Origin of the sequence: Denitromonas iodatirespirans, from assembly GCF_018524365.1 — a bacterium.
Taxonomy (GTDB): domain Bacteria; phylum Pseudomonadota; class Gammaproteobacteria; order Burkholderiales; family Rhodocyclaceae; genus Nitrogeniibacter; species Nitrogeniibacter iodatirespirans.
This window is the reverse complement of record NZ_JAEKFT010000003.1, coordinates 161,288-186,831: the sequence shown is the minus strand read 5'-3', so window position 1 is coordinate 186,831 and position 25,544 is coordinate 161,288. Positions and strand designations below refer to the sequence as shown.

Annotated in this window: 29 protein-coding genes; 21 read left to right on the top strand and 8 right to left on the bottom strand. The window is 66.4% G+C overall.

Going from position 1 to position 25,544, the window contains the following annotated elements; all coding sequences use genetic code 11:
* The first annotated feature begins 199 nt into the window (after positions 1-199).
* The 6 genes from idrP2 (at position 200) to I8J34_RS03770 (ending at position 6,883) form a co-directional block, all read left to right on the top strand.
* On the top strand, positions 200-1,303 hold the full coding sequence (idrP2, locus tag I8J34_RS03795) for an iodate reductase cytochrome-c peroxidase IdrP2 (RefSeq protein WP_214360039.1): 1,104 nt from the start codon (positions 200-202) through the stop codon (positions 1,301-1,303).
* Between the two features lie 10 nt (positions 1,304-1,313).
* Entirely contained in the window at positions 1,314-2,444 is a 1,131-nt protein-coding gene (gene idrP1 / locus I8J34_RS03790) for an iodate reductase cytochrome-c peroxidase IdrP1 (RefSeq protein WP_214360038.1), read from the top strand.
* 11 nt (positions 2,445-2,455) lie between these two features.
* Entirely contained in the window at positions 2,456-3,013 is a 558-nt protein-coding gene (idrB, locus tag I8J34_RS03785; RefSeq protein WP_214360037.1) for an iodate reductase subunit IdrB, read from the top strand.
* Positions 3,014-3,030: 17 nt separating this feature from the next.
* Entirely contained in the window at positions 3,031-5,733 is a 2,703-nt protein-coding gene (idrA, locus tag I8J34_RS03780; RefSeq protein ID WP_214360036.1) for an iodate reductase subunit IdrA, read from the top strand.
* A 70-nt stretch (positions 5,734-5,803) separates the two neighbouring features.
* Positions 5,804-6,115, top strand: coding sequence for a c-type cytochrome (locus tag I8J34_RS03775; protein WP_214360035.1), 312 nt, complete (start codon positions 5,804-5,806; stop codon positions 6,113-6,115).
* A gap of 72 nt (positions 6,116-6,187) precedes the next feature.
* A complete protein-coding gene (locus tag I8J34_RS03770; RefSeq protein ID WP_214360034.1) occupies positions 6,188-6,883 on the top strand; it encodes a Crp/Fnr family transcriptional regulator in 696 nt (231 codons plus the stop codon).
* 64 nt (positions 6,884-6,947) lie between these two features.
* Here I8J34_RS03770 and merA read toward each other — a convergent pair whose 3' ends face one another.
* From merA to merT, 4 genes are read right to left on the bottom strand one after another with little or no spacing between them, the layout of a single operon-like run.
* Entirely contained in the window at positions 6,948-8,333 is a 1,386-nt protein-coding gene (gene merA, locus I8J34_RS03765) for a mercury(II) reductase (RefSeq protein WP_431193974.1), read from the bottom strand.
* A gap of 22 nt (positions 8,334-8,355) precedes the next feature.
* The gene (merF, locus tag I8J34_RS03760) at positions 8,356-8,607 is read right to left on the bottom strand and encodes a mercury resistance system transport protein MerF (protein WP_214360033.1); all 252 of its coding nucleotides are present in this window, start codon (positions 8,605-8,607) and stop codon (positions 8,356-8,358) included.
* A 3-nt stretch (positions 8,608-8,610) separates the two neighbouring features.
* Positions 8,611-8,883: a mercury resistance system periplasmic binding protein MerP gene (merP, locus tag I8J34_RS03755; RefSeq protein ID WP_431193975.1), complete on the bottom strand. Its 273-nt coding sequence runs from the start codon at positions 8,881-8,883 to the stop codon at positions 8,611-8,613.
* Between the two features lie 18 nt (positions 8,884-8,901).
* Positions 8,902-9,252 carry a mercuric ion transporter MerT gene (gene merT, locus I8J34_RS03750; RefSeq protein WP_214360031.1) on the bottom strand — a complete coding sequence of 117 codons (351 nt, stop codon included), beginning with the start codon at positions 9,250-9,252 and terminating at the stop codon, positions 8,902-8,904.
* Between the two features lie 161 nt (positions 9,253-9,413).
* On the opposite strand from merT, the gene merR reads away from it, so the two are divergent.
* From merR to I8J34_RS24595, 14 genes are all read left to right on the top strand, one after another.
* Positions 9,414-9,827, top strand: coding sequence for a mercury resistance transcriptional regulator MerR (gene merR / locus I8J34_RS03745; protein WP_214360030.1), 414 nt, complete (start codon positions 9,414-9,416; stop codon positions 9,825-9,827).
* 83 nt (positions 9,828-9,910) lie between these two features.
* The gene (locus I8J34_RS03740; RefSeq protein WP_214360029.1) at positions 9,911-10,222 is read left to right on the top strand and encodes a hypothetical protein; all 312 of its coding nucleotides are present in this window, start codon (positions 9,911-9,913) and stop codon (positions 10,220-10,222) included.
* Between the two features lie 10 nt (positions 10,223-10,232).
* The gene (locus I8J34_RS03735) at positions 10,233-11,009 is read left to right on the top strand and encodes a C40 family peptidase (protein ID WP_214360028.1); all 777 of its coding nucleotides are present in this window, start codon (positions 10,233-10,235) and stop codon (positions 11,007-11,009) included.
* Between the two features lie 585 nt (positions 11,010-11,594).
* Positions 11,595-12,446, top strand: coding sequence for an HD-GYP domain-containing protein (locus I8J34_RS03730; protein ID WP_230411697.1), 852 nt, complete (start codon positions 11,595-11,597; stop codon positions 12,444-12,446).
* Entirely contained in the window at positions 12,443-12,670 is a 228-nt protein-coding gene (nrtS, locus tag I8J34_RS03725) for a nitrate/nitrite transporter NrtS (RefSeq protein WP_214360026.1), read from the top strand. Before I8J34_RS03730 ends, nrtS begins: the two co-directional genes overlap by 4 nt.
* Positions 12,671-12,963: 293 nt before the next feature.
* Positions 12,964-14,163 (top strand): patatin-like phospholipase family protein, encoded by a 1,200-nt coding sequence (locus tag I8J34_RS03720; RefSeq protein WP_214360025.1) that lies wholly within the window; start codon positions 12,964-12,966, stop codon positions 14,161-14,163.
* A gap of 57 nt (positions 14,164-14,220) precedes the next feature.
* Positions 14,221-15,270, top strand: a complete 1,050-nt coding sequence (locus I8J34_RS03715) for a methyltransferase domain-containing protein (RefSeq protein WP_214360024.1) — start codon at positions 14,221-14,223, stop codon at positions 15,268-15,270.
* A gap of 9 nt (positions 15,271-15,279) precedes the next feature.
* The gene (locus tag I8J34_RS03710; protein ID WP_214360023.1) at positions 15,280-16,095 is read left to right on the top strand and encodes a phosphate ABC transporter substrate-binding protein; all 816 of its coding nucleotides are present in this window, start codon (positions 15,280-15,282) and stop codon (positions 16,093-16,095) included.
* Complete coding sequence (pstC, locus tag I8J34_RS03705) at positions 16,052-16,927, top strand: phosphate ABC transporter permease subunit PstC (RefSeq protein ID WP_214360022.1); 876 nt, start codon at positions 16,052-16,054, stop codon at positions 16,925-16,927. The genes I8J34_RS03710 and pstC overlap by 44 nt, the downstream gene beginning before the upstream one ends.
* Positions 16,920-17,774, top strand: a complete 855-nt coding sequence (gene pstA / locus I8J34_RS03700; RefSeq protein ID WP_214360021.1) for a phosphate ABC transporter permease PstA — start codon at positions 16,920-16,922, stop codon at positions 17,772-17,774. The genes pstC and pstA overlap by 8 nt, the downstream gene beginning before the upstream one ends.
* Complete coding sequence (locus I8J34_RS03695; RefSeq protein WP_214360020.1) at positions 17,771-18,607, top strand: phosphate ABC transporter ATP-binding protein; 837 nt, start codon at positions 17,771-17,773, stop codon at positions 18,605-18,607. The genes pstA and I8J34_RS03695 overlap by 4 nt, the downstream gene beginning before the upstream one ends.
* Before the next feature lie 138 nt (positions 18,608-18,745).
* Positions 18,746-19,480, top strand: coding sequence for a c-type cytochrome (locus I8J34_RS03690; RefSeq protein WP_214360019.1), 735 nt, complete (start codon positions 18,746-18,748; stop codon positions 19,478-19,480).
* 33 nt (positions 19,481-19,513) lie between these two features.
* Positions 19,514-20,743, top strand: coding sequence for a multiheme c-type cytochrome (locus I8J34_RS03685; RefSeq protein ID WP_214360018.1), 1,230 nt, complete (start codon positions 19,514-19,516; stop codon positions 20,741-20,743).
* A 26-nt stretch (positions 20,744-20,769) separates the two neighbouring features.
* Positions 20,770-21,165, top strand: coding sequence for an NHL repeat-containing protein (locus I8J34_RS24595; protein WP_230411696.1), 396 nt, complete (start codon positions 20,770-20,772; stop codon positions 21,163-21,165).
* 167 nt (positions 21,166-21,332) lie between these two features.
* On the opposite strand, the gene I8J34_RS03675 is transcribed toward I8J34_RS24595, so the two are convergent.
* The 4 genes from I8J34_RS03675 to I8J34_RS03660 all read right to left on the bottom strand — a co-directional run bounded on the left by I8J34_RS03675 (position 21,333) and on the right by I8J34_RS03660 (position 24,194).
* Positions 21,333-21,887: a class I SAM-dependent methyltransferase gene (locus tag I8J34_RS03675; protein ID WP_214360017.1), complete on the bottom strand. Its 555-nt coding sequence runs from the start codon at positions 21,885-21,887 to the stop codon at positions 21,333-21,335.
* Positions 21,888-21,904: 17 nt separating this feature from the next.
* The gene (locus I8J34_RS03670; RefSeq protein ID WP_214360016.1) at positions 21,905-23,077 is read right to left on the bottom strand and encodes a trans-sulfuration enzyme family protein; all 1,173 of its coding nucleotides are present in this window, start codon (positions 23,075-23,077) and stop codon (positions 21,905-21,907) included.
* Positions 23,078-23,145: 68 nt separating this feature from the next.
* Positions 23,146-23,487, bottom strand: a complete 342-nt coding sequence (locus I8J34_RS03665) for a DsrE/DsrF/TusD sulfur relay family protein (RefSeq protein ID WP_214360015.1) — start codon at positions 23,485-23,487, stop codon at positions 23,146-23,148.
* A gap of 53 nt (positions 23,488-23,540) precedes the next feature.
* Positions 23,541-24,194: an ArsR/SmtB family transcription factor gene (locus I8J34_RS03660; RefSeq protein WP_214360014.1), complete on the bottom strand. Its 654-nt coding sequence runs from the start codon at positions 24,192-24,194 to the stop codon at positions 23,541-23,543.
* Between the two features lie 156 nt (positions 24,195-24,350).
* Here I8J34_RS03660 and I8J34_RS03655 point away from each other — a divergent pair, with 156 nt between their 5' ends.
* Positions 24,351-25,388, top strand: coding sequence for an IS5 family transposase (locus I8J34_RS03655; RefSeq protein WP_214360013.1), 1,038 nt, complete (start codon positions 24,351-24,353; stop codon positions 25,386-25,388).
* The last annotated feature ends 156 nt before the right edge of the window (positions 25,389-25,544 follow it).

Below are 25,544 nucleotides of genomic sequence, written 5' to 3'. Positions count from 1 at the left end.
CCACCCGCGATCTCCATCGGTTTCAGCCATCTGGCCGGCCGCATATCGCTAACTTCCTAATTCTTAACGGATTGCCGGCACTCGCTCGGCACGCGTCGAAGCGTCGCGAGGCGCTGGCACGCAAGCTGCATTACCCCTGATGCGAATAGGGCTGTTGAGCCCGTTCCGAGGTCCATTCGAGATCGACAAGGGGAAACTCATGACAACGCATCAATCCATCCGCAGGCTGTCGCGCATCGCGGCGCTCGTCGGGCTGGCCTTCGTCGCCGGCACCGTCGCGGCCGCCGATGGCAAGGCCGAGCTGCAAGCCCTGCCGGAGGCCAAGGCCGGCAACGCCGATATGGTCGAGCTGGGCAAACATCTGTTCTTCGATACCCGTTTGTCGGGCGACATGGGGGTGTCCTGTGCCTCCTGCCACGATCCCGCCAAGGGTTTTTCCGACGGCATGCCGCTCTCGGCCGGCTACCCGTCGGTCGAGTATTTCCGCAATGCGCCCACGCTGATCAACAGCCGCTTCAAGAACGTCTTCATGTGGGACGGCCGGCTCGATGGCGCCGACATGGGCACTCTGGTGCGCGACATGCTCACCGAGGCGCATACCATGAATATGGATTCGCGCCTGATGCAGGAGCGCCTGTCGCAGGTGCCCGAGTACGTTGCCATGTGGCAGAAATTTCGCAAGGACGACATCAACGGCATGCGCGTGTACGGCGTGGTCGGCGAGTACGTGAAGACGCTGGTCTCTCAGAACGCGCCGATCGATCGCTTCCTCAAGGGCGATGGCAGCGCGCTGACTTCGCAGCAGAAGGACGGCTACGAGATCTTCACCGGCAAGGGTGGGTGCGTGGCCTGCCATAACGGCCCGCTGGGCTCTGACGGGCAGGTCCACAATACCGGCGTGCCGGAGAACCCCGAGGTGCTGAAGAACCCGAATCGCACCGTCACCCTGCTGCGTCACTACGCGACCAGCGGCATGCCCAACTACATGAACGCCCGCACGGATCTCGGCCACTACGCCATCTCCAAGGATCCGGCCGACATGAACAAGTTCGCCACGCCGAGTCTGCGCGAACTCAAATACACCGCGCCCTACATGCACAACGGCATGCTCACCACGCTCGATCAGGTGGTCGATTTTTACAACCAGGGCGGTGGCCAGGGCAGCGAACTGACGCCGCTGGGCCTGTCGGGCAGCGAGAAAAAGGCGCTGGTGGCATTCCTCGAAGCGTTATCGGGCGAGCCGCTCAATGTCGTCGCGCCGACACTTCCTGACTACCAGCCGCGCCAATTCGGCAAGAACTGAGGAGAACGCCATGGGACACATTCGATCCATTCGCCTCGCGTTGGCCGTGGCCGCGGTCTGTACTGCTGCCAGCGCCGCTGCGGGCGATGCAAAATTTCCGCCGCTGGGGCCGTTGCCGCCTGTGCCGGTGCCGGCCGACAACCCGATGACGGCCGACAAGGTTGCCCTCGGCAAACAACTGTTCTGGGACAACCGCCTCTCCGGGGACGGCTCCACGCCGTGCGTCTCCTGCCATTTGCCGGCCCTGGGCTGGGGCGATGGCGGCGCCATCTCGCGCGGCTACCCGGGCACCAAACACTGGCGCAACTCGCAGACCATCGTCAACAGCGCCTATTACAACAAGCTGTTCTGGGCCGGCAGTGTGACCAGTCTCGAAGCCCAGGCGCCTTCGGCCGCCGAAGGCGGGGTGGCCGGCAATGGCGACCGCTCGCTGATGGAGATGCGCCTGCGCTTCATCCCCGAGTATGTCGCCGCGTTCAAGAACGTGTTCGGTGCCGATTGGCCGCGCATGACCCAGGCCTACGCCGCGATTGCCGCCTATCAGCGCACGGTGGTGTCCGATGCCACCAGGGTGCCTTTCGATCGCTGGCAAGCCGGTGACAAGGCGGCCATGAGCGCGGAAGCCCAGCGTGGCTACGCGCTCTTCAGCGGCAAGGCCGGTTGCATCGCCTGCCACAACGGCCCGCTTGCCTCAGATCAGCGCTTCTACAACCTCGGCCTGCCCGAACACCCCGATCTGGCCGAAGACCCGCTGTTGCAGATCACTCATCGCTGGGAGCAGTACCAGAAAGGCACTACCGAGGACGGCTACCGCCACGCTGATCGGGACAAGGGCTACTACTACCAGACCAAGAATCCGAAAGACATCGGCAAGTTCCGTACGCCGAGCTTGCGAGAGGTCAAGTACACGGGCCCGTACATGCATAACGGCACGCTGGCGACGCTCGACGAGGTGGTGGCGTTCTACAACGCCGGCGGTGGCACAGCGCCAGGCAAGACCGACAAGCTCAAGCCGCTCGGCCTGACCGAGCAGGAGTCGAAGGATCTTGTGGCCTTCGTCGAGGCCCTGTCGATGACCGAGCCCCTGATTCACGACGATCCGAAGCTGCCGGGCGACTACCAGCCGCTGGCCACCCAGTAAGGAGATCAACCATGACAACGCATCCGATTCATCTGCATCACGACGACCCTGCGCATGGTGGTGAGCGCGCTTGCATGAGCCGCCGCAGTTTTCTGCTCGCCGGAGGCGCGATGGTGACACTCGCATCGCTGCCCGGAACAGCCGTCGCGGCGCTCAAAGCCCTCAAGGCCGACTATCCGGCCGTCAAGATCGGCAAGCTTTCGAGACTCAAGACCGGGGAGCCACTTGAATTCGCCTACCCGTATCCGGACGTGAACAACATCCTGGTCAAGCTTGGCGCCGAAGCCGGTGGTGGCGTGGGGCCTCAGGCCGACGTGGTGGCCTTCAACCAGCAATGCACCCATATGGGGGGGCCGCTGCAGGGGACGTACAAGGCGAAGCACCAGGCACTCGGCCCGTGTCCGCTGCACTTGACCACCTTCGACCTGACGCGTCACGGCATGGTCATCTCGGGGCATGCGACGGAAAGCCTGCCGCAGATCGTCCTTGAAGTGCGCGGCGACGACATCTATGCCGTCGGCGTGCAGGGCCTGATCTATGGCTATAGCAGCAACCGCGCCGGCCGCTAAGCACAAGGAGAATCATCATGAGTGAAAACATCAAGCAAGGCGGCGCAGGTACGTTCATGCAAGCGCCACAGGACAGCGTTCCGCTGCCGCCCAAGGACGCAGAGGTGATGACCACCGCCTGCGACTACTGCACCGTGGCCTGTGGCTACAAGGTCTATCGCTGGCCGGTGGGCAAGGAAGGCGGCATGAAGGCCAAGGACAACGCTTTCAATGCCGACTTCCCTCATCAACAGATCTTTGGTGCCTGGGCGAGTCCGGCGCAGCACAACATCGTCAATCACAACGGGCGCTCGCACCATGTTTTGGTGTTGCCCGATCGCGACACCACCGTGGTTAACCCCGGCGGCAACCACTCGATCCGCGGCGGCACCCTGGCGCAGAAGTGCTACAACCCGTCCAACCGCACCTCCGAGCGACTGCTCTACCCGATGATCCGGGTGCGCGGCACGCTGATGCCGGTGAGTTGGGATCTGGCTACCGAGGTGATGGCCGACATCTCGCAGTACATTCTCGCCAAGTACGGTGAGCATGCCTGGGCGATGAAGACCTATTCGTACCAGTACTTCGAGAACACCTACGCCATCACCAAGCTGGGCATGACCAGCATCGGTACGCCCGCCTTCGCCTGGCACGACAAGGCCTCGGCCACCAACGATGCCACCGGTCTCGACGACGCCGGGGTCAACTCCTTCGCCTCCAGCGATCAGGATTGGGCGGACTGCGAAGTGGCCTTCCTGTCCGGCGTCGATCCGTACGAGACCAAGACCACGCTGTTCACCCAGTGGATGATGCCGGGCGACAAGAAGTTCATCTTCGTCACCCCTCACCGCACCATGGGCGTGGCCTGGGCCGAGAGCACCGGCCGCGGCATGTGGCTGCCGATCATTCCGGGTACCGACACCGTGCTGCACCTGGCGCTGGCGCGCATCATCGTTGAGAACGGCTGGCAGGATCAGGCGTTCATCGACAAATGGGTCGCCAACAAATGGGAGGTCGATTCCGGCTATGGCCGTGGCACCCGCAACACCGGCTGGCAGTGGCGCACCACATGGGGCAAGTGGCAGAGCGACTGGAAGGATTACTCGGCCTGGATCCTGAAGCAGAAAGAGGGTGAGTTGGAGACCGCAGCGAAGATCACCGGCCTCAGGGCCGAGGATATTCGCAAGGCCGCCGAGTGGATCGCCAAGCCGAAGGCTGACGGCACCCGCGTCAAGGCCAGCTTCATGCTCGAGAAGGGCAACTACTGGACCAACAACTACATGAACAGCGCTTCACTGGCATCGCTGGGGCTGATCTGTGGCTCCGGCAACCGGCCGGGCCAGATGATATCGCGCGGCGGTGGCCATCAGCGCGGCGGCATGAGCGCGGGGGGCGGATCGGGCTGGTTGTCGCCCGAGAAATATCCGGGCCGTCGCAAGAAGAGCTTCAACCTCGACCGCTGGATGATGAACGGCAACGTCCGCTTCGCCTGGGTCATCGGTACCACCTGGACGGCCGCCATGATGGCCTCACAGGCACTGCAGGACAAAATGTTCAGCCTCACCCGCGGCAACCCGCACCAGATCTCCAGCCTCGACCGCAAGGCGATCTTCGAGACGCTCAAGCAGCGGGTCGACTCGGGCGGCACGGTCATCGCCAACTCCGACATCTACCCCTGCGTGCCGGTGGGCACCGAATACGCCGACATCGTCCTGCCGGCCGCGACCTGGGGCGAGGACAACTTCACCCGCTGTAACTCCGAGCGCCGGCTGCGCCTTTACAGCAAGTTCTACGATGCACCGGGCGAGGCGAAACCGGACTGGTGGATCATTGCCAAGTTCGCCCAGAAAATGGGCTACGACAAGGACGGTTCCTACCAGTGGAAGAATTCGAACGACGTGTTCGAAGAGGCGGCTCGCTTCGGCCGCAATGGTGTGCTCAACTATCACCCGTTGGTTGTCAAGGCGAAGGAAAAAGGTGTCAAGGGGCATGAACTGCTGCGCACCTACGGCACCGACGGCATCCAGACGCCGATCCGCATGAAGGATGGCGAACTGGTCGGCACCCAGCGTCTGCACGACCCGGCCAACGATTGGGATGAGGTCGAAGGCCAGGAGGTCAAGCGCAAGTGGTTGTACGCCTTCGGCACCCACAGCGGCAAGGCGATCCTGCTCAAGACGCCATGGGACTACCCGGGCTGGAGCCAGTTCTACAAGGCCGCATTGCCGCGCAAGGAAAAGGGCGAGGTGTGGGTAACCAACGGGCGGGTCAATGAAACCTGGCAGTCCGGTTTCGACGATCTGCGCAAGCCGTATCTGTCGCAACGCTGGCCGTATCCGATGCTGATCATGCACCCGGACGAAGCCAAACCGCGTGGCATCGAATCGGGCGACTTCGTCCAGGTCTACAACGACACTGTCTATATCCAGATGGGCGAACCGCAGGGCGTCAAGGAAGACGACCTGTACTTCGATACCTTAATGAAGAACGGCCACATCAAGACTACCGACGGTCAGTTCGTCGCGGTTGCGATCGTGTCGGAAGAGATGCGGCCCGGCGTGGTGATGGCCAACTTCAACTACCCGCAGGCGCCCGCGAACTCCGTGGTGCACGCGGTGCCCGACCCAATGACCAACAACTACCGCTACAAGCTCGGGCGCGGTGTGCTCACCAAGGTCGGCGAGTCGCCCTACAAGCACAGCTTCACCAGCATGACCCTCAAACCGCGCGACATCGTCTGAGGCCGTCGCCGCTTGAACTCACCGGGGCCCTCGGGCCCCGTTTTCCATCCCCGAAACCCTGGAGATTTGCATGAAAACAATCATCGTCACAGCCCTGCTTGCAACCGGTGTCGCGGGCTCCGCCCTCGCCGCCGAGCCGCTGGACATCGCCAAGAAGGCCAACTGTCTGGCTTGCCACGACGTCAACGCCAAGAAGGTCGGCCCCGCCTGGAAGGACGTCGCCAAGAAGTACGCGGGCGATGCCGGCGCGCAAGCGCGCCTGATGACCGCCGTCAAGAAAGGCGGCAAGGGTAACTGGGGCGCCATTCCGATGCCGCCCAACCCGACCATCAAGGATGACGATCTCAGAAACCTGGTGCAGTTCATCCTTGCGCTGAAGTAAGCTGGGCCGATCGTAGCGCGCGCCGCGGCAGAACGTTTGCCGCGGCGCGCGCGTCTTGACGCGAGGTGATAAATGCCGCATTCGAACTGGACCCAGCGCTTCGCGTTGTTCGACGGTGCCGACGCGCTCGTCTGCCGCCGTATCGAAGCGTCGGCCCTTCTGCTTCGCCTGCCGGTCAATGCCACGCTCTGCTCGCCTGAGCGGGCATTTGATGGTGCGCTGTTCATCGAGCATGGCGCACTCATGGGCGGTGTTGTCGGCCCCGGCGGAACCTGCGTGGGCGGGGCGGTGTATTCGCCCGGCGAGGCGTTTGTGCCCCTGACCATCGTCGAGTGCGTGAAAGAACTCCGCACCATGAAAGTGGCGGCCCCCCTGGTCGGACACCATGTGAGCAGCGACGCGCTGGCGACCCTGCTCGCGACGGCGCCCGAGCTGCATGCCCGTCTGCGTGCGCAGACGGCCCGCGACATCAACGGCATACTGGCCAGCGTATCCAACTTCCGGCGGACCGCGGTGGCCCGGTTGGCGGCATTCCTTGTCCGGATAACGCCAGAGCCAGAGGAGGCTGCGGGGTGTATCGACGATTTTCCGTGCGCCGTCAGGTTACCCGGGTCCAGGCGGCTCATTGCCTGGCACTTGGGCCTGTCCGGCGAGACGGTCAGCCGTGCATTCAGGCAATTGCAAAACGACGGGGCGGTCTCGCCCTTCAAACGCTCGGTCGTGCTCGTCAAGCCCTGTCGCTTGCGTGCCGCAGCGAGCGGCACCTGAATCGGGGTGTTGGTGTCAAGCAGCCGTCGGGGTTTCATGTCGGCCATCGACCACCGCAGTTTCCTCACCCGGCGCAGCAGGAAAGCTGCTTCACATCCTTGTTGAAGGTCTGCGCCGCGAGCTTCAAGCCCTCGACCATTGTCAGATAGGGAAACAACAGATCGGCCAGTTCCTGCACCGTCATGCGCTTGTGGATCGCCAGGGCAGCCGTCTGGATCAGTTCGCCGGCTGCCGGAGCGACCGCCTGCACGCCGATCAAGCGCCCGCTGCCGGCTTCGGCCACCAGCTTGATGAAACCCCGTGTGTCGAAGTTGGCAAGCGCGCGCGGCACGTTGTCGAGCGTCAGTGTGCGGGTGTCGGTCTCGATGCCGTCGTGGTGCGCCTCCGTCTCGCTGTAACCCACGGTGGCCACTTGCGGATCGGTGAACACCACGGCCGGCATGGCGGACAAGTCAAGGGCCGCGTCGTCGCCGGTCATGTTGATCGCGGCACGGGTGCCGGCCGCTGCCGCCACATAGACAAACTGCGGCTGATCGGTACAGTCGCCGGCGGCGTAAATGTGCGGGCTGCTCGTGCGCATGCCATTGTCGATGACGATGGCGCCTTGCGCATCGACCGCGATCCCCGCCGCGTCCAATGCCAGGCGGCGTGTGTTCGGCGTCCGGCCGGTGGCGACCAGCAGCTTGTCAGCAACAACGCTGTCGTGCTCGGTGGTCAGTACGAATTCGCCGCCCCGATGTACGACCTGACTGGCCACGGTGTGCTCCAGCACCTCGATCCCTTCGGCGCGAAATGCCGATGTGATGGTCTCGCCGATGGTCGGGTCTTCCCGGAAAAGTAAGGTGTTGCGGGCCAGAATCGTCACTTTGCTGCCCAGCCGGGCAAAGGCTTGCGCCAGTTCCAGCGCCACCACCGACGCGCCAATGACGGCCAGGCGTTCGGGAATGATGTCGCTCGCCAGGGCCTCGGTCGAGGTCCAGTAGGGGGACGTTTTCAAGCCCGGAATCGGTGGCACGGCCGGACTGGCACCGGTCGCTACCAGGCAGCGGTCGAACGCCACGATGTGCTCGCCACCATTGTTCAAACGCACGACAAGTCTCTGATCGTCCTCGAAGCGCGCTTCACCATGCAGTACGGTGATCGCCGGGTTGCCGTCCAGGATGCTTGCGTACTTGGCGTCGCGCAATTCATCGACGCGTGCCTGCTGCTGAGCCAGCAACCGCTCGCGCACGATCGTCGGTGCGATGGGCGGCATGCCGCCATCGAACGGGCTTTCGCGGCGCACGTGAGCGATATGGGCGGCGCGAATCATGATCTTGGACGGCACGCAGCCGATGTTGACGCAGGTGCCGCCAATGGTGCCGCGCTCGATCAGCGTTACGCGGGCGCCTTGTTCGACGGATTTCAGCGCCGCCGCCATCGCGGCGGCGCCGCTGCCGATCACGGCCACATGCAGATCGCGGCTGTTCATCTCATCCTCCCTCTTCCTCGTTCCGCCTCATGCGGGCATCGCAGCAGGCGGCTTGCGCCCGCCGACGATGCAGTGCGTAAAGGGTGATGCCAACAAAAATGACGAGGACCGGGATCAGCACGTAGTCGAGCCACCCGACCCAGGCGGACAGCCCCAGGACGCCAAACAGGAGCACGAGAATCGGTGTTGCGCAGCATACGGCAGCGATCACCGAGCCGATGATGCCGGTCTTGAGCAAGGTGTGGTTATCCATGGCCTACCTCTTGAGATCGGACGGATAGCCCGCATCGGTGGTTGCTTGGATGAGTTTCTGGACACTGGTCTTGGCGTCATCGAAAGTGACGCGCGCCTCGCGCCTGTCGAAGATCACCTCGATCTTGCTGACGCCCTCGACTCTGGAGAGTGACTTCTTGACGGTGATCGGACAGGCGGCGCAGCTCATGCCGACCACCGACAAGGTGACCGTCCGGGTGGCGGCCCGAGCGGGTGCGCTCACGGTGGTGGCGAGGATGAGCATGGCGACGAGCATCTTCACGGGGATATCCTCTCAGTAGAACAAGGGCAAGACGTAGGGAAAAGCGAGCGCAACTGCCACCAGCGCGGCCACGATCCAGAAGAGCAGCTTGTAAGCCATCCGCACGCCGGGTACGGCGCACACTTCGCCTGGCTTGCAGACGGCTGCCGGCCGGAAGATGGCGCGCCAGGCGAAGAGCAGCGCCACCAGCGCGACGCCGATGAAGACAGGCCGGTACGACTCGAGCACCGTCAGATTGCCGATCCAGACACCGGAGACGCCGAACATGACGAGCACAAGCGGGCCGAGGCAGCAGGTCGAAGCGAGGATGGCGGCCACCCCGCCGGTGGCGAGGGCGGCACGCCCGCTCTGCGGTTCCAACATGAAGCACTCCATTCAGGATCGTTGCGTCTAGGCTATTTCCGTAGCCGGCTACGGAGTCAACGCCCCGCTGGAGGTGGTGGGCTGGCAAGCCGCGCTCTTCTGACTCACCCTGCCGCGTGCGCTAACCTTGTTACCGTAGCTCACAACCGGAACCAGGCATCATGGACATCGCAACCGGGAACCTGACGATCGGTACACTCGCCAAGGCGGCGGACGTCACGGTCGAGACGATCCGCTTCTACCAGCTCAAGGGGCTGCTACCAAAGCCTGACAAGCCGTACGGGGGCATACGCCGTTACGCGGAGATGGACGTGGCGCGGGTGAAATTCATCAAGGCGGCGCAACGGCTGGGTTTCAGCCTGGAAGAGGTTGGCCAGTTGCTCACCCTGGAAGATGGAACACACTGCGATGAAGCTCGCGTGCTTGCGGTGCACAAGCTGCACGAAGTGCGCGAGCGGCTAGCGGTGTTGCGCAGCATCGAAACCGCCCTGGCCACCCTGGTGAACGATTGCTGCGCGGCGTCCGGCGCCGTCAAGTGTCCGATGATCGCAGCGCTGCGCAGGCACGGCGAATGAAATGCGCGTAGTGACCGTAAGGATTGCCCAGCCGCGCGCGTCCACAGGTGCATAGACTACGACTGCAAGCGACACAGACATGAATGTCCACCGAATCGCTCTTCTCGCCCTCCTCTCCGTGCTGGTGGATTTCTTCGACGGCATGCATCGCGTCCCGCAATCGCTTCGAGGCCGCCGGCGACCGGCTGCGGGCATCAAGGATCTTCGACGGGTACGGCGAAGACGTCGAGCAAGGGGCTCAGAACTCCGACTCGCTGCCCACCCCCTTCGCCCACTACCCGGGCGCGCTCGGCACCACGCCGGAGGCGGCGGCATGCCTCCGTGCCAACGACTACGCGCTCGATCATCTCGACTACGACTGGCGCCTCAACAACGCCGGCCGTGCCGGGTCGTGAGTCGACGGAGATGAGACGCATCGCGGAACGTCTCGGCACCCGGCTGGGCACGTGGCTCACCCGACCAGCGCACGTGCACGACACCTCGCCGCCGACCGACCCCGCGCTGCTGGCCGCCGCGCTGCGCCCTGGCGACGTGCTGCTGGTCGAGGGCCACAGCCGGATCAGCGTGGCGATCAAGTACCTGACCCAGTCCACCTGGTCGCACGCCGCGCTGTTCGTCGGCGAGGCCGTAGGTCGGGCGGCGCCGGACGGCTCGCCGCTGTGCTTCGTCGAAGCCGACGTGGTCGATGGCGTGCGCCTGGTGGGCGTGTCCGAATACGCCGGCCTGCACTGCCGCATCTGCCGCCCGGTTGGCCTAAGCGAGGTGGATCGCTGCCGCCTGATCGAGCATGCCTGCGCGCGCATCGGCCATCGCTACGACCTCAGGAACGTGCTCGATCTGGCGCGCTACCTGGTCCCCACCCCACCGGTGCCGCAGCGCTGGCGGCGGCGCATGCTCGCCTTTGGCAGCGGCGACCCCACGCGCGCAATCTGCTCGACCCTGGTAGCGCAGTGCTTCCAAGCGATTCGCTACCCAGTGCTACCACATATCGAGCGCCGCGCGGCAGCGCCCGGTACCTGTCCGGAATGCGTCGAGGAGATCCTGCGCGTACGCCACCACAGCCTCTTCGTGCCGCGCGACTTTGACGTCTCGCCTTACTTCGAGGTCATCAAGCCGACCCTGCTCGGCGGATTCGACTACCGACGCCTCGCTTGGGCGACAGCGCCGGACACGGATGGCTGACCATGCACCAGAACCGCCGCGGATCAACCGAATGCATCGGCGTGGCCGTGTTTTCGGCCCGACGTGCTTATCGGCGCGTGGCGGGCTGCCGCCGAAGCCTTCATCGGTGTCGGATGGGGCTCGAGCGAGGTGATGACGCAGACCCGAGAACGCCTCATCCGCCTGGGCTGGTAGCGATCGGGGCCGGCTACGCTGCGGGATGTCGACCGGCCCGCCGACTTCGAAAGACAGCCCGAGCTGATGCGCCTGACCGTGCATGGGCAGGACGCGGAACGACAGTAAGGATTGCCTCGCCCCGCCGACCAATAACAGGAGAGCTTGCGCACGACACGAGGTTCCCATACAACCAAAGCGCGGCCGCGCGATCGTGCCGTCCTACTGACTCCCGGGTCTCGCCATGGCCGCGCTCCAAATCATGCTCGCTCCACCCGACGCCAGACTACCGGCTCGTCGTCACCGAATGACTGCGCGCCGCAGCGCGCAAACCGGGAGAAAAAGAACATGCTGCGATGGCTTCCCCTAAAGCGCCTGTTGCACCCGGCGTCAGCCAGACACTCAGGAAGGCACGATCACGCGCGCGACCTGTTGTCCAGCCTGCTCGTCATGGCCTGGCTGGTCGAGGCGCGCGACCCATACACCGGCGGTCATCTGTGGCGGGTGTCGCGCTATGCCGAGTTGCTCGCCGAGGCGGCCGACCTCGACGATGCCGACATCGCGCGCATCAGCATCGGCGGCTTTCTTCATGACCTGGGCAAGATCGGCATACCCGATGCCGTCCTGAGAAAACCCGCCCCGCTCACGGACACGGAATTCGAGACCATGCGCACTCATCCAGAGGCAGGAATGCGGATGCTCGCGGGACACCCGCTGGCGACCGTGGTGCGACCCGCCATTCTGTTCCACCACGAACGCCCGGACGGCGACGGCTATCCGCGCGGTCTGAGCGGCGACGCCATCCCCGTCGACGCCCGTATCGTCGGCCTGTGCGACGCCTTCGACGCCATGACCAGCTCCCGCCCCTACCGGGCGGGCATCCCCGTGGGCGCCGCGCTCGAACGCATTCGCGAGAACCTCGGCGCCCAGTTCGATAAACGCCTGGGCACGATCTTCCTCGAACTCGGCGCCGCGGGTACGCTGAACCATGTTGCGGGGCACAGCGACGACGGCATTCCCCTGCGCGATTGTGTGATGTGCGGCCCGACGCTGGTGGTGCGCCGAGAAGATCGCGCCGGCGGCCACCTGTACTGCCGCAATTGTGGCGGGGAGTATGCGTTGAGCTCAGCTGCGTCCGGTGACCTTCAGGCCGAACCGACGGGGCGTGTCGGTTCGGCAAAGCAACTCGTCGCCGAAGCGGACTCGGCGCTCATCGCGCGCCTGGTTCAGGAGACTTCGCAGCGCATCCCCCTGCCGCGACTGCTCGAGGACGTGCCGGCATGAAACGTCTGTTATGCATCGCCTGCCGCTGGCCGATCGTCTGTTCGGCCCTGAAGGTCTCGCTGACCGTCGGCATCGTGCTCAATCTCATCAATCAGGGGGCGCCCACGTTCGCCGGGGAACCGCTGGACTGGAGCAAAATCGTGTTGAACTTCGTCGTGCCGTATTGTGTTTCGAGCTACAGCGCCGCACTCGCGGAGTGGCGTGCGACGAGGACGAATGCATGAACTGGTTCAAGTCGGAGAAATATCCATGCTGAGCTGCCGCGAAGTGAGCCGCCTGTCGTCCGAAGCGGGCGAGCGCAAGCTCGCATTGCTAGGGCGTGTGGCAGCACACCCTGATGTGCCGTGGCTGCCGCAACTTCCGTCTGCAGTTGGATTTTTTGCATCGTGCGGACGAGCGCTACCGCAGCGGCCAGCGAGAGGCGGATGGCGACTGAGCATGCAAGGAGAAGGACGATGCGTTCGCAAACCGGCCATTCCGATCACGCGGAAGGGCGATTCATGGCGAGGAGACTGAAATGAGTCCGACCATGGAGATCGTCAGACCGCACCAGACCGTCCTCATACTCCAAGGCGGAGGCGCGCTGGGTGCCTATCAGGGTGGGGTGTTCGAAGCGTTGCATGATGCCGGAAAAGACCCGGATTGGGTCATCGGCACCTCGATCGGCTCGATCAACGCTGCGCTCATCGCCGGCAATCGCCCGGCGCGGCGGCTGGAACACCTTTACGAGTTCTGGGCCCGGATGGGCCAAGGCCACTTCGACCTGCCCGGCGAAGCCAGCCTCGGCGACGGGCTGGCCTCGCTGTTCGGCCCGTGGCGTGCGCTGGCGACAATGACGGCGGGGCTACCGAACTTTTTTGCCCCGCGTTGGTGGCAGGGGTTCTGCGCCGGCCTCACGGTGCCGCCGGCCAGTGCCGGCATCTACGACACCACGCCGCTGCGGCGCACCCTCGAGGAACTGGTGGACTTCGATTACCTCAAGCACTCGCCGATCCGGCTCTCGGTCGGTGCGGTGGATGTGGAGAGCGGGCAGATCCGCTACTTCGACTCGCGCCTGGAGGCGATCGGTCCCGAGCACATCATGGCCAGCGGCGCCCTGCCGCCCGCCTTCGCGCCGGTGGCGATCGACGGGCGCCACTACTGGGACGGCGGCATCCACTCGAACACCCCGCTCGAACACATGCTGCGCGACAATCCGCGGCGCCACTCGCTGTGCTTCCTCGCCACCCTGTGGCCGCTCGCCGACACCGCGCCGACCACCCTCGCCGACGTGCTGCGGCGCGCCAAGGAGCTGCGCTACGCCAGCCGCGCCGACACCCTGCTCGGCCTCGAGCAGGAGCTGCACCGGCTGCGCCACAGCGTCTCCCTGCTTGCCGAACGCCTGCCCGAGGCGGCGCGCGCCGACGCGGAAGTCGCCGAGGCGATCCGGCTGGGTTGCCGCAGCACCTACCACGTCGTGCGCCTGCAGGCGCCGCGCCTCGAGCGGGAGGATCAGGCCAAGGACATCGACTTCGCCCCTGCCCGCGTGCGCGAGCGCTGGCGCGCCGGCTGCCGCGATGCCCAACGCGCGCTCGCCGCCCGCCCCTGGGAGGAGCCGGTCGCGGCCGAGGAAGGCGTCGTGCTGCACGACTTCGGCCCCGCCGCCGACGCATCCCCGGCCGGCACGCCGCAGGAGCCCGGCGTGGCCGCCCGCAACACGGGCATCCCGACCCTGTAAGGAATCGCCGCCCCCGTCTGTCCAATCAGGAAATCCACCCCCTGGAGCCACGCTTCCATGCACGACATCGTCAAGGACTACTACGGTCGCCAGCTCGCCTCGTCCGAGGATCTCAAGACCTCCGCCTGCTGCGACCCCACGCAACTTCCCGCCTGGCTCAAGCCGCTGCTGGCGCGCATCCACCCGGAGGTGCTGTCGCGCTACTACGGCTGCGGCCTGGTGAGCCCGGCGCTGCTCGACGGCTGCCGCGTGCTCGATCTGGGCTGCGGCTCGGGGCGCGACGTCTACGCCCTCGCCCAGCTGGTGGGCGAGCGCGGCGAGGTGGTGGGCGTAGACATGACCGAGGAGCAGCTCGAGGTCGCCACCCGCCACCGCGAGCATCACCGCGAGGCCTTCGGCTACGCCCGCGACAACGTGCGTTTCCTGCACGGCTACATCGAGCGCCTCAACGAGCTCGGTCTGGAGGCGGGAAGCTTCGACGTGATCGTCTCCAACTGCGTGGTCAACCTCTCGCCGGACAAGGAGGCGGTGCTCGACGGCGTGTCCCGCCTGTTGAAGCCCGGCGGCGAGTTCTACTTCTCCGACGTCTATGCCGACCGCCGCGTACCGGCCGAGGTGCGCAACGACCCGGTGCTCTACGGCGAATGCCTGGGCGGCGCGCTGTACTGGAACGACTTCCTGCGCCTGGCCCATCGCAGCGGCTTCGCCGACCCACGCTTGGTCGAAGACCGCCCGCTCGAGGTCACCGACCCCGCGCTCGCCGCCAAGGTCGGCAATGTCTGCTTCTACTCCGCCACCTATCGCCTGTTCAAGCTCGACGGCCTGGAGAGCGCCTGCGAGGACTACGGCCAAGCGGTGATCTACCGTGGCACGATTCCCGGGCACGAGAGCCGCTTCGTCCTCGACAAGCATCACGGCATCGAGGCCGGGCGGGTCTTCCCGGTGTGCGGCAACACCTGGCGCATGCTCGGCGAGACGCGCTTCGCGCCGCATTTCGACTTCGTCGGCAACTTCGAGCGCCATTACGGCCTGTTCGAGGGCTGCGGCGCGACCATCCCCTTCGGTCGCACAAGCGCCGACGACGACCCCGACTGCGGCTGCTGCTGAGGGCTTCCGATGCGCTCTTCCATCACCCGCACGGCGGCCCTGCTCTGCGCGCTGTGTTTCGCCGCCGGGGCGCAGGCGGCCGACGAGCGGCTGGTGCTCACCGGCTCGAGCACGGTCGCCCCGCTGGCGCTGGAGATCGGCAAGCGCTTCGAGCGCGAGAACCCCGGCGTGCGCGTGGACGTGCAGTCGGGCGGCTCCTCGCGCGGCGTCAACGACGCCCGCAGCGGCCTGGCCGACATCGGCATGGCCTCGCGCGCCCTCGAGCCCGCCGAGGCGGACCTGAACGCCGACGCCATCGCCATGGACGGCATCGGCCTCATCGTGCACGCCGACAACCCGGTCCACACCCTGGACGCGGACCAGGTGCGCGCCATCTACACCGGCGCGCTCACCAACTGGAAGGCGGTCGGCGGCCCGGACCGGCGCATCACCGTGGTGAACAAGGCCGAGGGGCGCTCCACGCTGGCGCTGTTCCTGCACCACTTCGGCCTGACGAACCGCCAGATCCGCGCCCAGGTGGTGATCGGCGACAACGAGCAGGGCATCAAGACCGTCGCCGGCAATCCCGGCGCGATCGGCTACGTGTCCATCGGCACCGCCGAGTTCGACCAGGCCCAGGGCGTGCCGATCCGCCTGCTGCCCATGGGCGGCATCGCCGCCACGGTGGACAACGTGGCGAGCGGCCGCTTCCCGCTGGCGCGCCCGCTCAACCTGGTGACGACAGGCACGCCGGGGCCACTCGTCCGCCGCTTCATCGCCTTCGCCCGTTCGGAGCGGGTCCGTGATCTCGTCCGCGAACAGTTCTTCGTCCCGCTCGCGCGTTGACGCGGCGTTGCGGCCGGCGCTGTTCGCCCTGGCCACGGCCTCGGCGGCGCTGCTCGCGCTGGTGCTGCTGTTCCTCGCCGGCGAATCCTGGCCGGCGCTGGCCGAGGGCGGCTGGCGGCGCTTTCTCGCGAGCGACGGCTGGTATCCGGCCAGCGGCGACTTCGACCTGTGGCCGATGGCCTGGGCGACGCTCGCCGCCGCCACCGGCGCGCTCGCGATCGCCCTGCCGCTGGGCGTCGGCGGCGCGATCTTCACGCGCTTCTACGCCCCGCCGCCCCTCGCCGCGGCGTTCCGGCGCCTGCTCGGCCTGCTCGCCGGCATCCCCTCGGTGGTCTTCGGGCTGTGGGGGCTCACCGTGCTGGTGCCCATCCTTGCACGCTGGCAGCCGCCCGGCACGAGCCTCGCCGCCGCCATCCTGATCCTCGCGCTGATGGTGCTGCCCACGGTGGCGCTCACCGCCGACTCAGCCCTGGCGGCAGTGCCGCCGGACTGGCTCGCCGGGGCGCATGCCCTGGGCCTGACGCGCAGCGCCACGGTGCTGCGGGTGGCCCTGCCGGCGGCGCGGGCCGGCATCGCCGGCGGCGCGCTGCTCGCCGCCGCGCGTGCGCTGGGCGAGACCATGGCCGTGCTGATGGTCGCCGGCAACGTGGTGCAGACGCCCACCGGCCTGTTCGAGCCGGTGCGCGTGCTCACTGCCAACATCGCGCTGGAGATGGCCTACGCCGCCGGCACCCATCGTGCCGCCCTGTTCGCCTCCGGGCTGCTGCTCACCGCCCTGGTGGCGCTGCTCGCCTGGAGCGCCGCGCGCGTCGGAGAGCGCACGAATGCGTAGCGCAGCGACGCGCCCCGCCGAGCGCCTGTTCACCGTCGCCGTGTGGGCGGCCGCCGGCGCCGTCGCGGCGGTGTTCGCCTGGATGCTGGCGGACCTCGTCGCTGCGGGCGCGGCGCGGCTGTCGTGGTCCTTCCTCGTCGACGCGCCGGCCAGCGCCGGACGCGCGGGCGGCATCGGCCCCATTCTGGTGTCGACCCTGCTGATCCTCGCGGTGGCGATCGCCGCCGCCCTGCCGCTGGGCCTGGGCACCGCGGTGTGGCTGGCCGAGTTCGCCCGCCGCGGCAGCCGCGCCGCGCGGCGCGTGCGCCTGGCGCTCGACGTGCTCGCCGGCGTGCCGTCCATCGTCTTCGGCCTGTTCGGCAACGCGCTGTTCAGCGTCTGGCTGGGGCTGGGTTTCTCCATCCTCTCGGGCGGCCTGACCCTCGCCTGTATGGTGCTGCCCATCCTCATCCGCAGCACCGAGATGGGGCTCGCCGCGGTGCCCGAGGACTGGCGCCGCGGCGCCGCGGCGCTCGGCCTGTCGCGCGCCGCCGCGCTGTGGCACGTCATCCTGCCCGCCGCCGCACCGGCCCTGTCCGCCGGCCTGATGCTGGGCATCGGCCGGGCGATGGCCGAGACCGCCGCGCTGATCTTCACCAGCGGCTACGTGGACCGCCTGCCCGGCTCGCTCATGGACTCCGGGCGCGCGCTGGCGGTGCACATCTACGAGCTGTCGATGAACGTCACCGGCGGCGACGCCAACGCCTACGCCTCGGCGCTGGTGCTGATCGCCCTGCTGCTCGTCATCAACGGCCTGGCCGCGCTGCTCGCCGAGCGCTGGCTGGGCCGGAGGATCGTTACGTCATGACCGGAACCGCACCCTGCGCGCCCTACACCCTCGGCGATCTGGCCGAGGGCACGCCCTGCTGCGTGCCGCAGCCCCACCTCGAGATCCGCGACCTGTCGATCGCCTACGGCGGCCAGCCGGTGCTCGCCGGGGTCGGCCTCGACATCCCGCGCGGCTGCATCACCGCCCTCATCGGCCCCTCGGGCTGCGGCAAGACCAGCTTCCTGTCGGCGCTCAACCGCCTCACCGATCTCATTCCGGGCTGCACGGTGCGCGGCATTGTTCGCCTCGACGGAGGGGACGTGTTCGATGCGCAGGTCGATACGCTCGCGCTGCGCCGGCGCATCGGCATGATCTTCCAGCGCCCCAACCCGTTCCCGCTGTCGATCCGCCGCAACCTCGACATGCCGCTCAGGGAGCACGGCGTGAGGCGCCGCGACGAGCGCGAGGACCGGATCGAGGCGGCGCTGCGCGGGGTCGGCCTGTGGGACGAGGTGCGCGAGCGCCTCGATGCCCCTGCGCTGGGGCTGTCGGGCGGCCAGCAGCAGCGCCTGTGCATCGCCCGCGCGCTGGTGCTGCAACCGGAAATCCTGCTCATGGACGAGCCGTGCAGCGCGCTCGATCCGCTCGCCTCGGCGGTGGTCGAGGAACTCATCTTGCGTCTCGCTGGCCGACATACTATTGTCATAGTCACCCACAATCTTGCGCAGGCGCGGCGCATCGCCAATTACGCGGCCTTTTTCTGGATGACCGAGCAGGTCGGCAAGCTCGTCGAGTTCGGCCAGTCGCGCACGCTGTTCGACGCTCCCAAGCACAGCCTGACCGCGGCCTACGTTTCGGGGCGCAGCGGGTAGCTACGGCGGGGCATTGCGCGCCGACGAGAAAATTGTGGTGCGCTCGCGTAAGGAAATTGCCATGAGATACGACTAATCCTCGCAGCACGAGGCGGCGCAAGCGGTCTCGCCAACTCAGACGCCACTTGGGAGAATCCGATGAACCGACCCACCAAGGCCCGCAACGGCCGAATCGCCACCCTGATCTCTACCGGCCTGCTGGCCACCGCCCTCGGCGGCCCCGCACTCGCCAATCCCTGCGCACCGCGCAATCCCTGTGCGCCGCGCGCCGCCAATCCCTGCGCGGCGAAGAATCCATGTGCCGCAAAGAACCCCTGTGCGGCCAAAAACCCGTGCGCTGCGAAGAATCCGTGCGCTGCCGGCGCCGGGATCGATCCGAAGGACATCGTCCGCCCTGCCGGCTACACGCCCTACCGCGGCAACCGGGCGAGCCTGGTTGCCGAAGGCGAGCGCCTGTTCAAGGACGCCAGCCTGTCCACCAACGGGATGTCGTGCAACACCTGCCACGTGGGCAACAACGCCTACCAGGCGACCTTCGCCAAGCCCTATCCCCACAAGGTCGCAATGGCAACAAGCGACGTCGGGCTGAATCAGATCCATCTCGACGAGATGGTCCAGCTGTGCATGGTCAAGCCGATGGCCGCCAAGCCGCTGCCGTGGAAGTCGAAGGAGCTCGGCGCACTGGTGGCGTACGTCGAAGAGGTGCAGAAGGGGTTCAAGCCCACCGCCGCGGCCAATCCATGTGCGGCGAAGAATCCGTGCGCGGCGAAGAATCCGTGCGCGGCCAAGAATCCGTGTGCGGCCAAGAATCCGTGTGCGGCGAAAAACCCGTGTGCCGCCAAGGCCGCCAACCCCTGCGCCGTGAAGAAATAGACCGTCATGTCGCTTGGGAGGGGGACGGTACGGGTGGCCGCGCGGGCGCTGTCGTATCTTGCGCTGACGCTTGCCCTCGCCGCCTGCGATCCTGACACGCCGCCGTCCCCTCCTCCGGCGGCGGCGCCGGAGAATCCCTCCCTCTTTCTCGACCACCACTGGCAACGGCCGCTCGCTCCCCAAGGTGAGGCACCATCCAGGTTCGGCACGCAGGAAGCGTCCCTCGACCCCGCCGCGTGCGGCAACTGCCACACGCAGCAGTTCGCCGACTGGCAAACCTCCCTGCACAGCCGGGCGATGGGGCCGGGCCTGCTCGGGCAGTTGCAGGAGATGGACCCCGACGCCGTCGACGAGCACCAGAGCTGCCTGCGCTGCCATGCGCCACTTGCCGAGCAGGCCGAGGACCTGCAACACTCCCTCGCCGGCACCGTGGCATCGCTCACCGACGGCGCCGCCTTCTCCCATGGCCTTACCTGCGCCGCTTGCCACGTGCGCGGCCACCGGCGCTTCGGCCCGCCGCGCCGCGACGGCAGCGCCCCCGCCGCCGACGACGCCCTACCCCACGACGGCTGGCAGACCAGCGCCGCCTTCGAGGACGCACGCTTCTGCACCGCCTGTCACCAATTCGAGCCCGACGGCTACGCCCTCGAGGGCAAGCTGCTGGAGAACACCTACGAGGAATGGCGCGCGAGCCGCCACGCGCGGGAAAATCGCCCCTGCCAGTCCTGTCACATGCCCGATCGGCGCCACCTGTGGCGCGGCATCCACGATCCCGACATGGTCCGGTCGGGCATCTCCATCGACACCACGGCGCCCGCCGGCGCAGCAGGGCGTATCGAGGCCGAGCTGCGTATCACCAATCACGGTGTGGGCCATGCCTTCCCGACCTATGTCACACCGCACGTAATCGTCGAAATCGGCCAGACTGAGGCGAACGGCGAATTCATCCCGGACACTGTCGAGCGCCACCTGATCGCCCGCGACGTAAGCCTGGATCTCACTCTCGAGCGCGCCGATACGCGCATCCTGCCCGACGAGCTGCGCCGCTACGGCTACGACCGCCCACGGCACCCTCGCGCCGCCGGCCTGCACACGCGCATCCGCGTCGAGCCCGACGCCTTCTACGCCGCGTTCTACCGCACGACGCTGCGCCAGCCCGGCGTCGTCAAGGGCCGCGAGACTCTCGTCCGGGCACTGCACGCGGCCGAACGATCCGGCTACGTGCTGTACGAGTCGACGCAGGCGCTGGCGGCCAGCCAATGAATGCCGTTCGGGCGAAGGAGGCGGCCATGCCTAGCGGCAGCGCGGAGGAGAAGAGTTTCCGGATTCACAAGCTGGTGAACGGCGCGATCATCGTTCTTGCCCTGCTCATCGTGCTCGAGGGCGAGGCGCTGACCGAGTGGAGCGCCATGGCGACCATCGTGGTCACGCTCGCCGCCACCGGCGTCGCCGACGCCTTCGTTCGCGCGCTGGTGGTTGGCCACGTGTTCGCCGCCGACTTCTACAACCACCGCATCCAGAAGTTCGCCGCGAACGGCACGTTTCTCACCGCTTTCGGCGCGAAGGGCAGCGGCCCGGGTCGATTCAGTTACGCCATCGCCGTCGCGGTGGCGGACGACGGGACCGTCTTCGCGGTCGACTTCAGCAACAACCGCGTCCATAAATGGAGGCAGCAGACGCGATGAAGGCGGACACCGCTCAGGCTGCCGCCGCCGACCCATCGACTTGCGCGCGAAGCGCGCCGCGACGGTCTCGGACGCTTTCTCCCTTCTCGGCGCCCTTCTGCACACCTGCCGGATGGTTCTTCTCACCTTGCAACACGGATACCCGTCCCTCCGTCCGGGTGCTCGGACTACATGCGGCCCAGCAAGCCAAAGTGATACGGGCTGCAGTCCTGAAGATCGACGTCCGCGATACGCTCGAAGCCGGCTTGCGCCATCCAGGTCCGGCATTGTTCGGGGGACGGACGAATGGCCAGCGACGGGCCACGGGGCGTCGCGATGTCGCTGCGCCAGTGAACGACCGAGAGGCTGCCGCCTTCGCCCAACACGCGGCGCGCTTCGCGCAGCAGCGCAACGGGCTCTTCGAGATGAAGCAGGTTGTAAATCATGGCATGACTTTGCGACGCATCGGCCAGGCCCGAACCCGCGGCCACGAAATCGCGCATAGCGACCCGGATGTTGCCCACTCGCCCGGCTTCCGCCTTCCGGGCGACGATCACCACCATCTGCGGCTCGATGTCGAGCGCAGTGACGATGCCGGACACCCGGCGGGCGGCGGGGAGGGTGAAGCTGCCGTAGCCGCAGCCGAACTCGACCACATCGCCGGCCCGCCCGTCGTCGGGGAGCAGGCGATCGAGCATCGCCTCGGGGTCGAAAAACGTCGCCCAGTAGGCTTCGTCCGGCATGCCGCTTTCACGCCCTTTCATGACCGCAAGGCCTGTTCCAGATCGGCGATCAGGTCGGCGGCCTCTTCCAGGCCCACGGACAGCCGCAGCATGGCGTCCGGGATGCCGCGCCGGGTCCGCTCCTCGGGCGTGAGGCCATGGTGGGTGGTGGTGCACGGCTGCGTTACCAGACTCTCGGCACCGCCCAGACTAGGTGCCAGGGCGAACAGGCGCAGACGGTCGGCGACCCGGGTGGCGACGGCGCCGTCGCCCTTCACCTCGATGCTCAGCATGCCCCCGAAGCCGTGCATCTGCGCCTTGGCAAGGGCATGGCCCGGGAACCCCGGCAGGCCTGGATAGAACACTCGGGAGATCCGGGGATGCCGGGCCATGGCTTCGGCCACGGCCTGGGCCGAGGCGTTCTGCTGGCGCACCCGAACCACCAGGGTGCGCAGGCTGCGGGCGAGCAAAGAGGCCGTCTCCGGCGCGATCATGGAACCGAGGTTCTTGCGCCAGTTCCAGATCGGCAGGAGCAGTTCACTGGATCCCATGATGGCGCCGGCGGTCAGGTCGCTGTGCCCGCCGAGATACTTGGTGGCGCTATGCACGACGAAATCGGCACCGAGTTCGAGGGGGCGCTGATTGACCGGCGATGCGAAGGTGTTGTCGACCGCGACCCGCGCGCCGCGGGCATGCGCCCTGGCGGCGATGGCCCGGATATCGACCAGTTCCAGAGTCGGGTTGGCGGGCGTCTCGAAGAAGACGAGTTTCGCGCCACCGGCCAGCAACGCGTCGAGACGGTCGATCTCACTGCCAAGGATGAGATGGGTCTTGATGCCCAGCAGCGGCAGTTGGGTCGCGAGCAGTTCCAGGGTGCCGCCGTAGGCATCGCCGATGCAGACGATGCCCTCGCGGCCATGGGTCAGGAAAAGCGCCGTTTCCGCCGCCATGCCGGAGCAGAAGGCCCAGGCCGCCTCGGCGCCTTCCAGGCCGGACAGCGTTTGCTCCAGGGAAAAGATGCTGGGGTTCAGGCCGTAGCGGGTGTAGAGGGCGCCCGGTTTCCTGCCGTCGACGACGTCGAGGAGATCGGCGGTGGACGGAAAGGCGAATGTGGTGGTGTTGTAGATCGGCGTGTGCGGACAGCCGTGGGCATCCTTGAAACCGCTGCCGTGGATGCTGCGGGTGGACATACCGTGCTCGTTGTTTTTCATGTTGTATGAACGCTCCAGAGGTGTTCTATCGGTTCGGTATTGTGACCGCCGGAAGGGGCAGCGAACGTTCAGAAGACCAGCACCTTGTCGGCTGCCGCCGTCCAGGCGGCCAGTTCGCTCAAGGTGCTGCGGCGCGCGCCCTCGACCAGCTCGTCCGCCTTGATGCCGCGGGCATCCAGGCAGGTGCCGCACAGCCCCACCTCGCCGCCGGCCATGCGCACCATGTCACCCGCATTGTAGTAGCCCTCGGGCACCTTCTGGCCCGCCTTGGCGCAGGCCACGGCGTCGCCCATCAGGAACAGGCGAACCGACTCGCCGTCGCGCTTGGCCAGCGCGCGGGCGAGGCGAAGGGCGTTGTAGCTGCGTTCGCTCCCGTAGGGAGCGTCATTGAGGATGAAGAGTGTCTGCATGGCGAAGTTCCCGTGTCGTTGAAGTTGACGTTCTGTTCGGACCGCCCGGTCCCCTACTCGCTCGACGTCTCGAGCGGGAGGCCGCCAGCGGCCCATTCGCTCACGCCGTCGCTAATTTTCCCGGCGACAAAGCCCCGGGCGCGCAACAGCTGCACTGCTTCGTCGGACATGAGGCAAAACGGCCCACGGCAGTAGGCGACGATCATGCGATCCGCCGGCAGGTCGGCCAAGCGCATTTCCAGTTCGACCAGGGGTAGGGAGCGGGCAAACGGCAGATGGCTGGCGTGGAACTCGCTGGCAGGACGTACGTCGATCACGACGATTTCCCCTTGCCGCGCCTTCTCCAGCAGACTTTCCCGGCATTCCGAAACCAGGGTGCCCGGCTCACTTGTCATCTGTTCAAGCGCGACACGCAGCTCGACCAGGTGCTCCTCGGCGGTTTCCCGAAGCACGACCCACAGTTGGGCCACATCTTGGCCGCTCAGCCGGTAATGGATGTATTTCCCTTCGCGCCGGGTCTCGACGAGCCGCGCCTCCCGCAAGGCCTTGAGATGGGCACTGACCAAGCGCACATCGACGCCGGCCTGGGCCGCCAGCGTTTCGACGCTCTTCTCCCCTTGCGCCAGCAATTCGATCAACTCCAGCCGTTTCGGGCTGGACAGGGATTTGCCAATCCGGGCGACTTGCTCGTAGAGCAGATCTTTCAACGCTCGCTCATTCATAACAACAATCTAGCGATTGTTTGAACGTAAATCAAGTACGAATAGCTCCACTCGTGGCGTCCATTGGGCACCTCGAAAAACCTCGACTCGCCCGCCCTTCGTAAAATTACTTTGTCCTGAATCTTGCCTCCCCTGAATCCCATGAAAGCACGTACCGCCATCAAGACAGACCTGTTCGCCGACGAGCACCACCGCCGGAAGATCGACTCGCTGGGCGATCCGCTGACCGAGATTGAGTCGCACATCGACTTTGCGGCGTTGGCCGCGGAAGTGGATCGAGTTGCGCCGCGCCCGATCAGTGCGCAAGGCGGGCGTCCGCCGTACCCGACCGAGACGATGGTTCGCATCCTGGTGTTGAAGCGCCTGTACAACCTCTCGGATGAGCAGATGGAATACCAACTGCTCGACCGCATGAGCTACAAGCGCTTTTGTGCTCTGGCCAGCGCGACGAACGTGCCAGATCGCACCACCGTGTGGACCTTCGAGAACCGGATCGGTGTAGCCGGCGCGAAGCTTGTGTTCGACGGCGTCTCGGCGCAGTTGCTCAAGAAGGGGTTCATCGCACGAGGCGGTCAGATCGTGGACGCCACGCTGGTGCCCGCCCCCAAGCAGCACAACCGCCGGGGCGAGAAGGAGCTGATCGAGCCAGGCGCGATGCCCGCCGATTGGAAGCCTGCGAAGCGCCGGCAGAAAGACATCGACGCCACCTGGACCAAGAAGCACGGCAAGAGCCATTTCGGCTACAAACTGTCGATCAACGTCGACAAGAAATACAAGATCATCCGCCGGATCGAGACCGACACGGCCAGCACGCACGACAGCCAGCACTTTGACAATGTCTTCGACACGAACAACACGAGCCGCGACGTCTATGCCGACCGGGGCTACCCGTCCGAAGCGCGTGACGCATGGCTGAAGGAGAACGGCTTTCGGAACCGGATTCAGAGGAAGGGCCGGCGCAACAAACCGCTGTCCGAGTGCCAGCAGCAGCGCAACCGGCGCATCGCCAAGACGCGCGCGCGGGTCGAGCACGTGTTCGGCGCCATGGAGCAGATGGGTGGCAAGCTGCTGCGCACCATCGGTCAGGCGCGGGCGAACTTTGCGATGACGATGATGGCGGCCTGCTACAACTTGAAGCGGCTGGTGTACTTCAGCAAGGCCGGAATCGAGGCCTACTGACGCCCGAAATGGGCCGAATCGCCGATGCCTGAGGCGATTCGAAGCGAAAACGGGGCAACGCGGCTGCGAAAGGCGGCGATTTGCCAAAGAAATTGAGCCGAGTTCGGTCGCGATCATCGTTGTGCGGCGGGATTCACTGAAAATCTCGGGTTATTC

Excerpts from the sequence above, each read along its gene's own strand:
- I8J34_RS03665 (WP_214360015.1), bottom strand. The coding sequence starts at position 23,487 with ATGCAGACACTCTTCATCCTCAATGACGCTCCCTACGGGAGCGAACGC.
- idrB (WP_214360037.1), top strand. The coding sequence starts at position 2,456 with ATGACAACGCATCCGATTCATCTGCATCACGACGACCCTGCGCATGGT.
- merP (WP_431193975.1), bottom strand. The coding sequence starts at position 8,883 with ATGCTCGTCGCCATGCTCATCCTCGCCACCACCGTGAGCGCACCCGCT.
- merT (WP_214360031.1), bottom strand. The coding sequence starts at position 9,252 with ATGTTGGAACCGCAGAGCGGGCGTGCCGCCCTCGCCACCGGCGGGGTG.
- nrtS (WP_214360026.1), top strand. The coding sequence starts at position 12,443 with ATGAAACGTCTGTTATGCATCGCCTGCCGCTGGCCGATCGTCTGTTCG.
- I8J34_RS03720 (WP_214360025.1), top strand. The coding sequence starts at position 12,964 with ATGAGTCCGACCATGGAGATCGTCAGACCGCACCAGACCGTCCTCATA.
- I8J34_RS03690 (WP_214360019.1), top strand. The coding sequence starts at position 18,746 with ATGAACCGACCCACCAAGGCCCGCAACGGCCGAATCGCCACCCTGATC.
- I8J34_RS03675 (WP_214360017.1), bottom strand. The coding sequence starts at position 21,887 with ATGCCGGACGAAGCCTACTGGGCGACGTTTTTCGACCCCGAGGCGATG.
- merF (WP_214360033.1), bottom strand. The coding sequence starts at position 8,607 with ATGGATAACCACACCTTGCTCAAGACCGGCATCATCGGCTCGGTGATC.
- I8J34_RS24595 (WP_230411696.1), top strand. The coding sequence starts at position 20,770 with ATGCCTAGCGGCAGCGCGGAGGAGAAGAGTTTCCGGATTCACAAGCTG.
- I8J34_RS03735 (WP_214360028.1), top strand. The coding sequence starts at position 10,233 with ATGAGACGCATCGCGGAACGTCTCGGCACCCGGCTGGGCACGTGGCTC.
- I8J34_RS03670 (WP_214360016.1), bottom strand. The coding sequence starts at position 23,077 with ATGAAAAACAACGAGCACGGTATGTCCACCCGCAGCATCCACGGCAGC.
- I8J34_RS03715 (WP_214360024.1), top strand. The coding sequence starts at position 14,221 with ATGCACGACATCGTCAAGGACTACTACGGTCGCCAGCTCGCCTCGTCC.
- idrP1 (WP_214360038.1), top strand. The coding sequence starts at position 1,314 with ATGGGACACATTCGATCCATTCGCCTCGCGTTGGCCGTGGCCGCGGTC.
- I8J34_RS03775 (WP_214360035.1), top strand. The coding sequence starts at position 5,804 with ATGAAAACAATCATCGTCACAGCCCTGCTTGCAACCGGTGTCGCGGGC.
- I8J34_RS03740 (WP_214360029.1), top strand. The coding sequence starts at position 9,911 with ATGTCCACCGAATCGCTCTTCTCGCCCTCCTCTCCGTGCTGGTGGATT.
- merR (WP_214360030.1), top strand. The coding sequence starts at position 9,414 with ATGGACATCGCAACCGGGAACCTGACGATCGGTACACTCGCCAAGGCG.
- idrA (WP_214360036.1), top strand. The coding sequence starts at position 3,031 with ATGAGTGAAAACATCAAGCAAGGCGGCGCAGGTACGTTCATGCAAGCG.
- idrP2 (WP_214360039.1), top strand. The coding sequence starts at position 200 with ATGACAACGCATCAATCCATCCGCAGGCTGTCGCGCATCGCGGCGCTC.
- I8J34_RS03710 (WP_214360023.1), top strand. The coding sequence starts at position 15,280 with ATGCGCTCTTCCATCACCCGCACGGCGGCCCTGCTCTGCGCGCTGTGT.
- I8J34_RS03695 (WP_214360020.1), top strand. The coding sequence starts at position 17,771 with ATGACCGGAACCGCACCCTGCGCGCCCTACACCCTCGGCGATCTGGCC.
- I8J34_RS03770 (WP_214360034.1), top strand. The coding sequence starts at position 6,188 with ATGCCGCATTCGAACTGGACCCAGCGCTTCGCGTTGTTCGACGGTGCC.
- I8J34_RS03655 (WP_214360013.1), top strand. The coding sequence starts at position 24,351 with ATGAAAGCACGTACCGCCATCAAGACAGACCTGTTCGCCGACGAGCAC.
- pstA (WP_214360021.1), top strand. The coding sequence starts at position 16,920 with ATGCGTAGCGCAGCGACGCGCCCCGCCGAGCGCCTGTTCACCGTCGCC.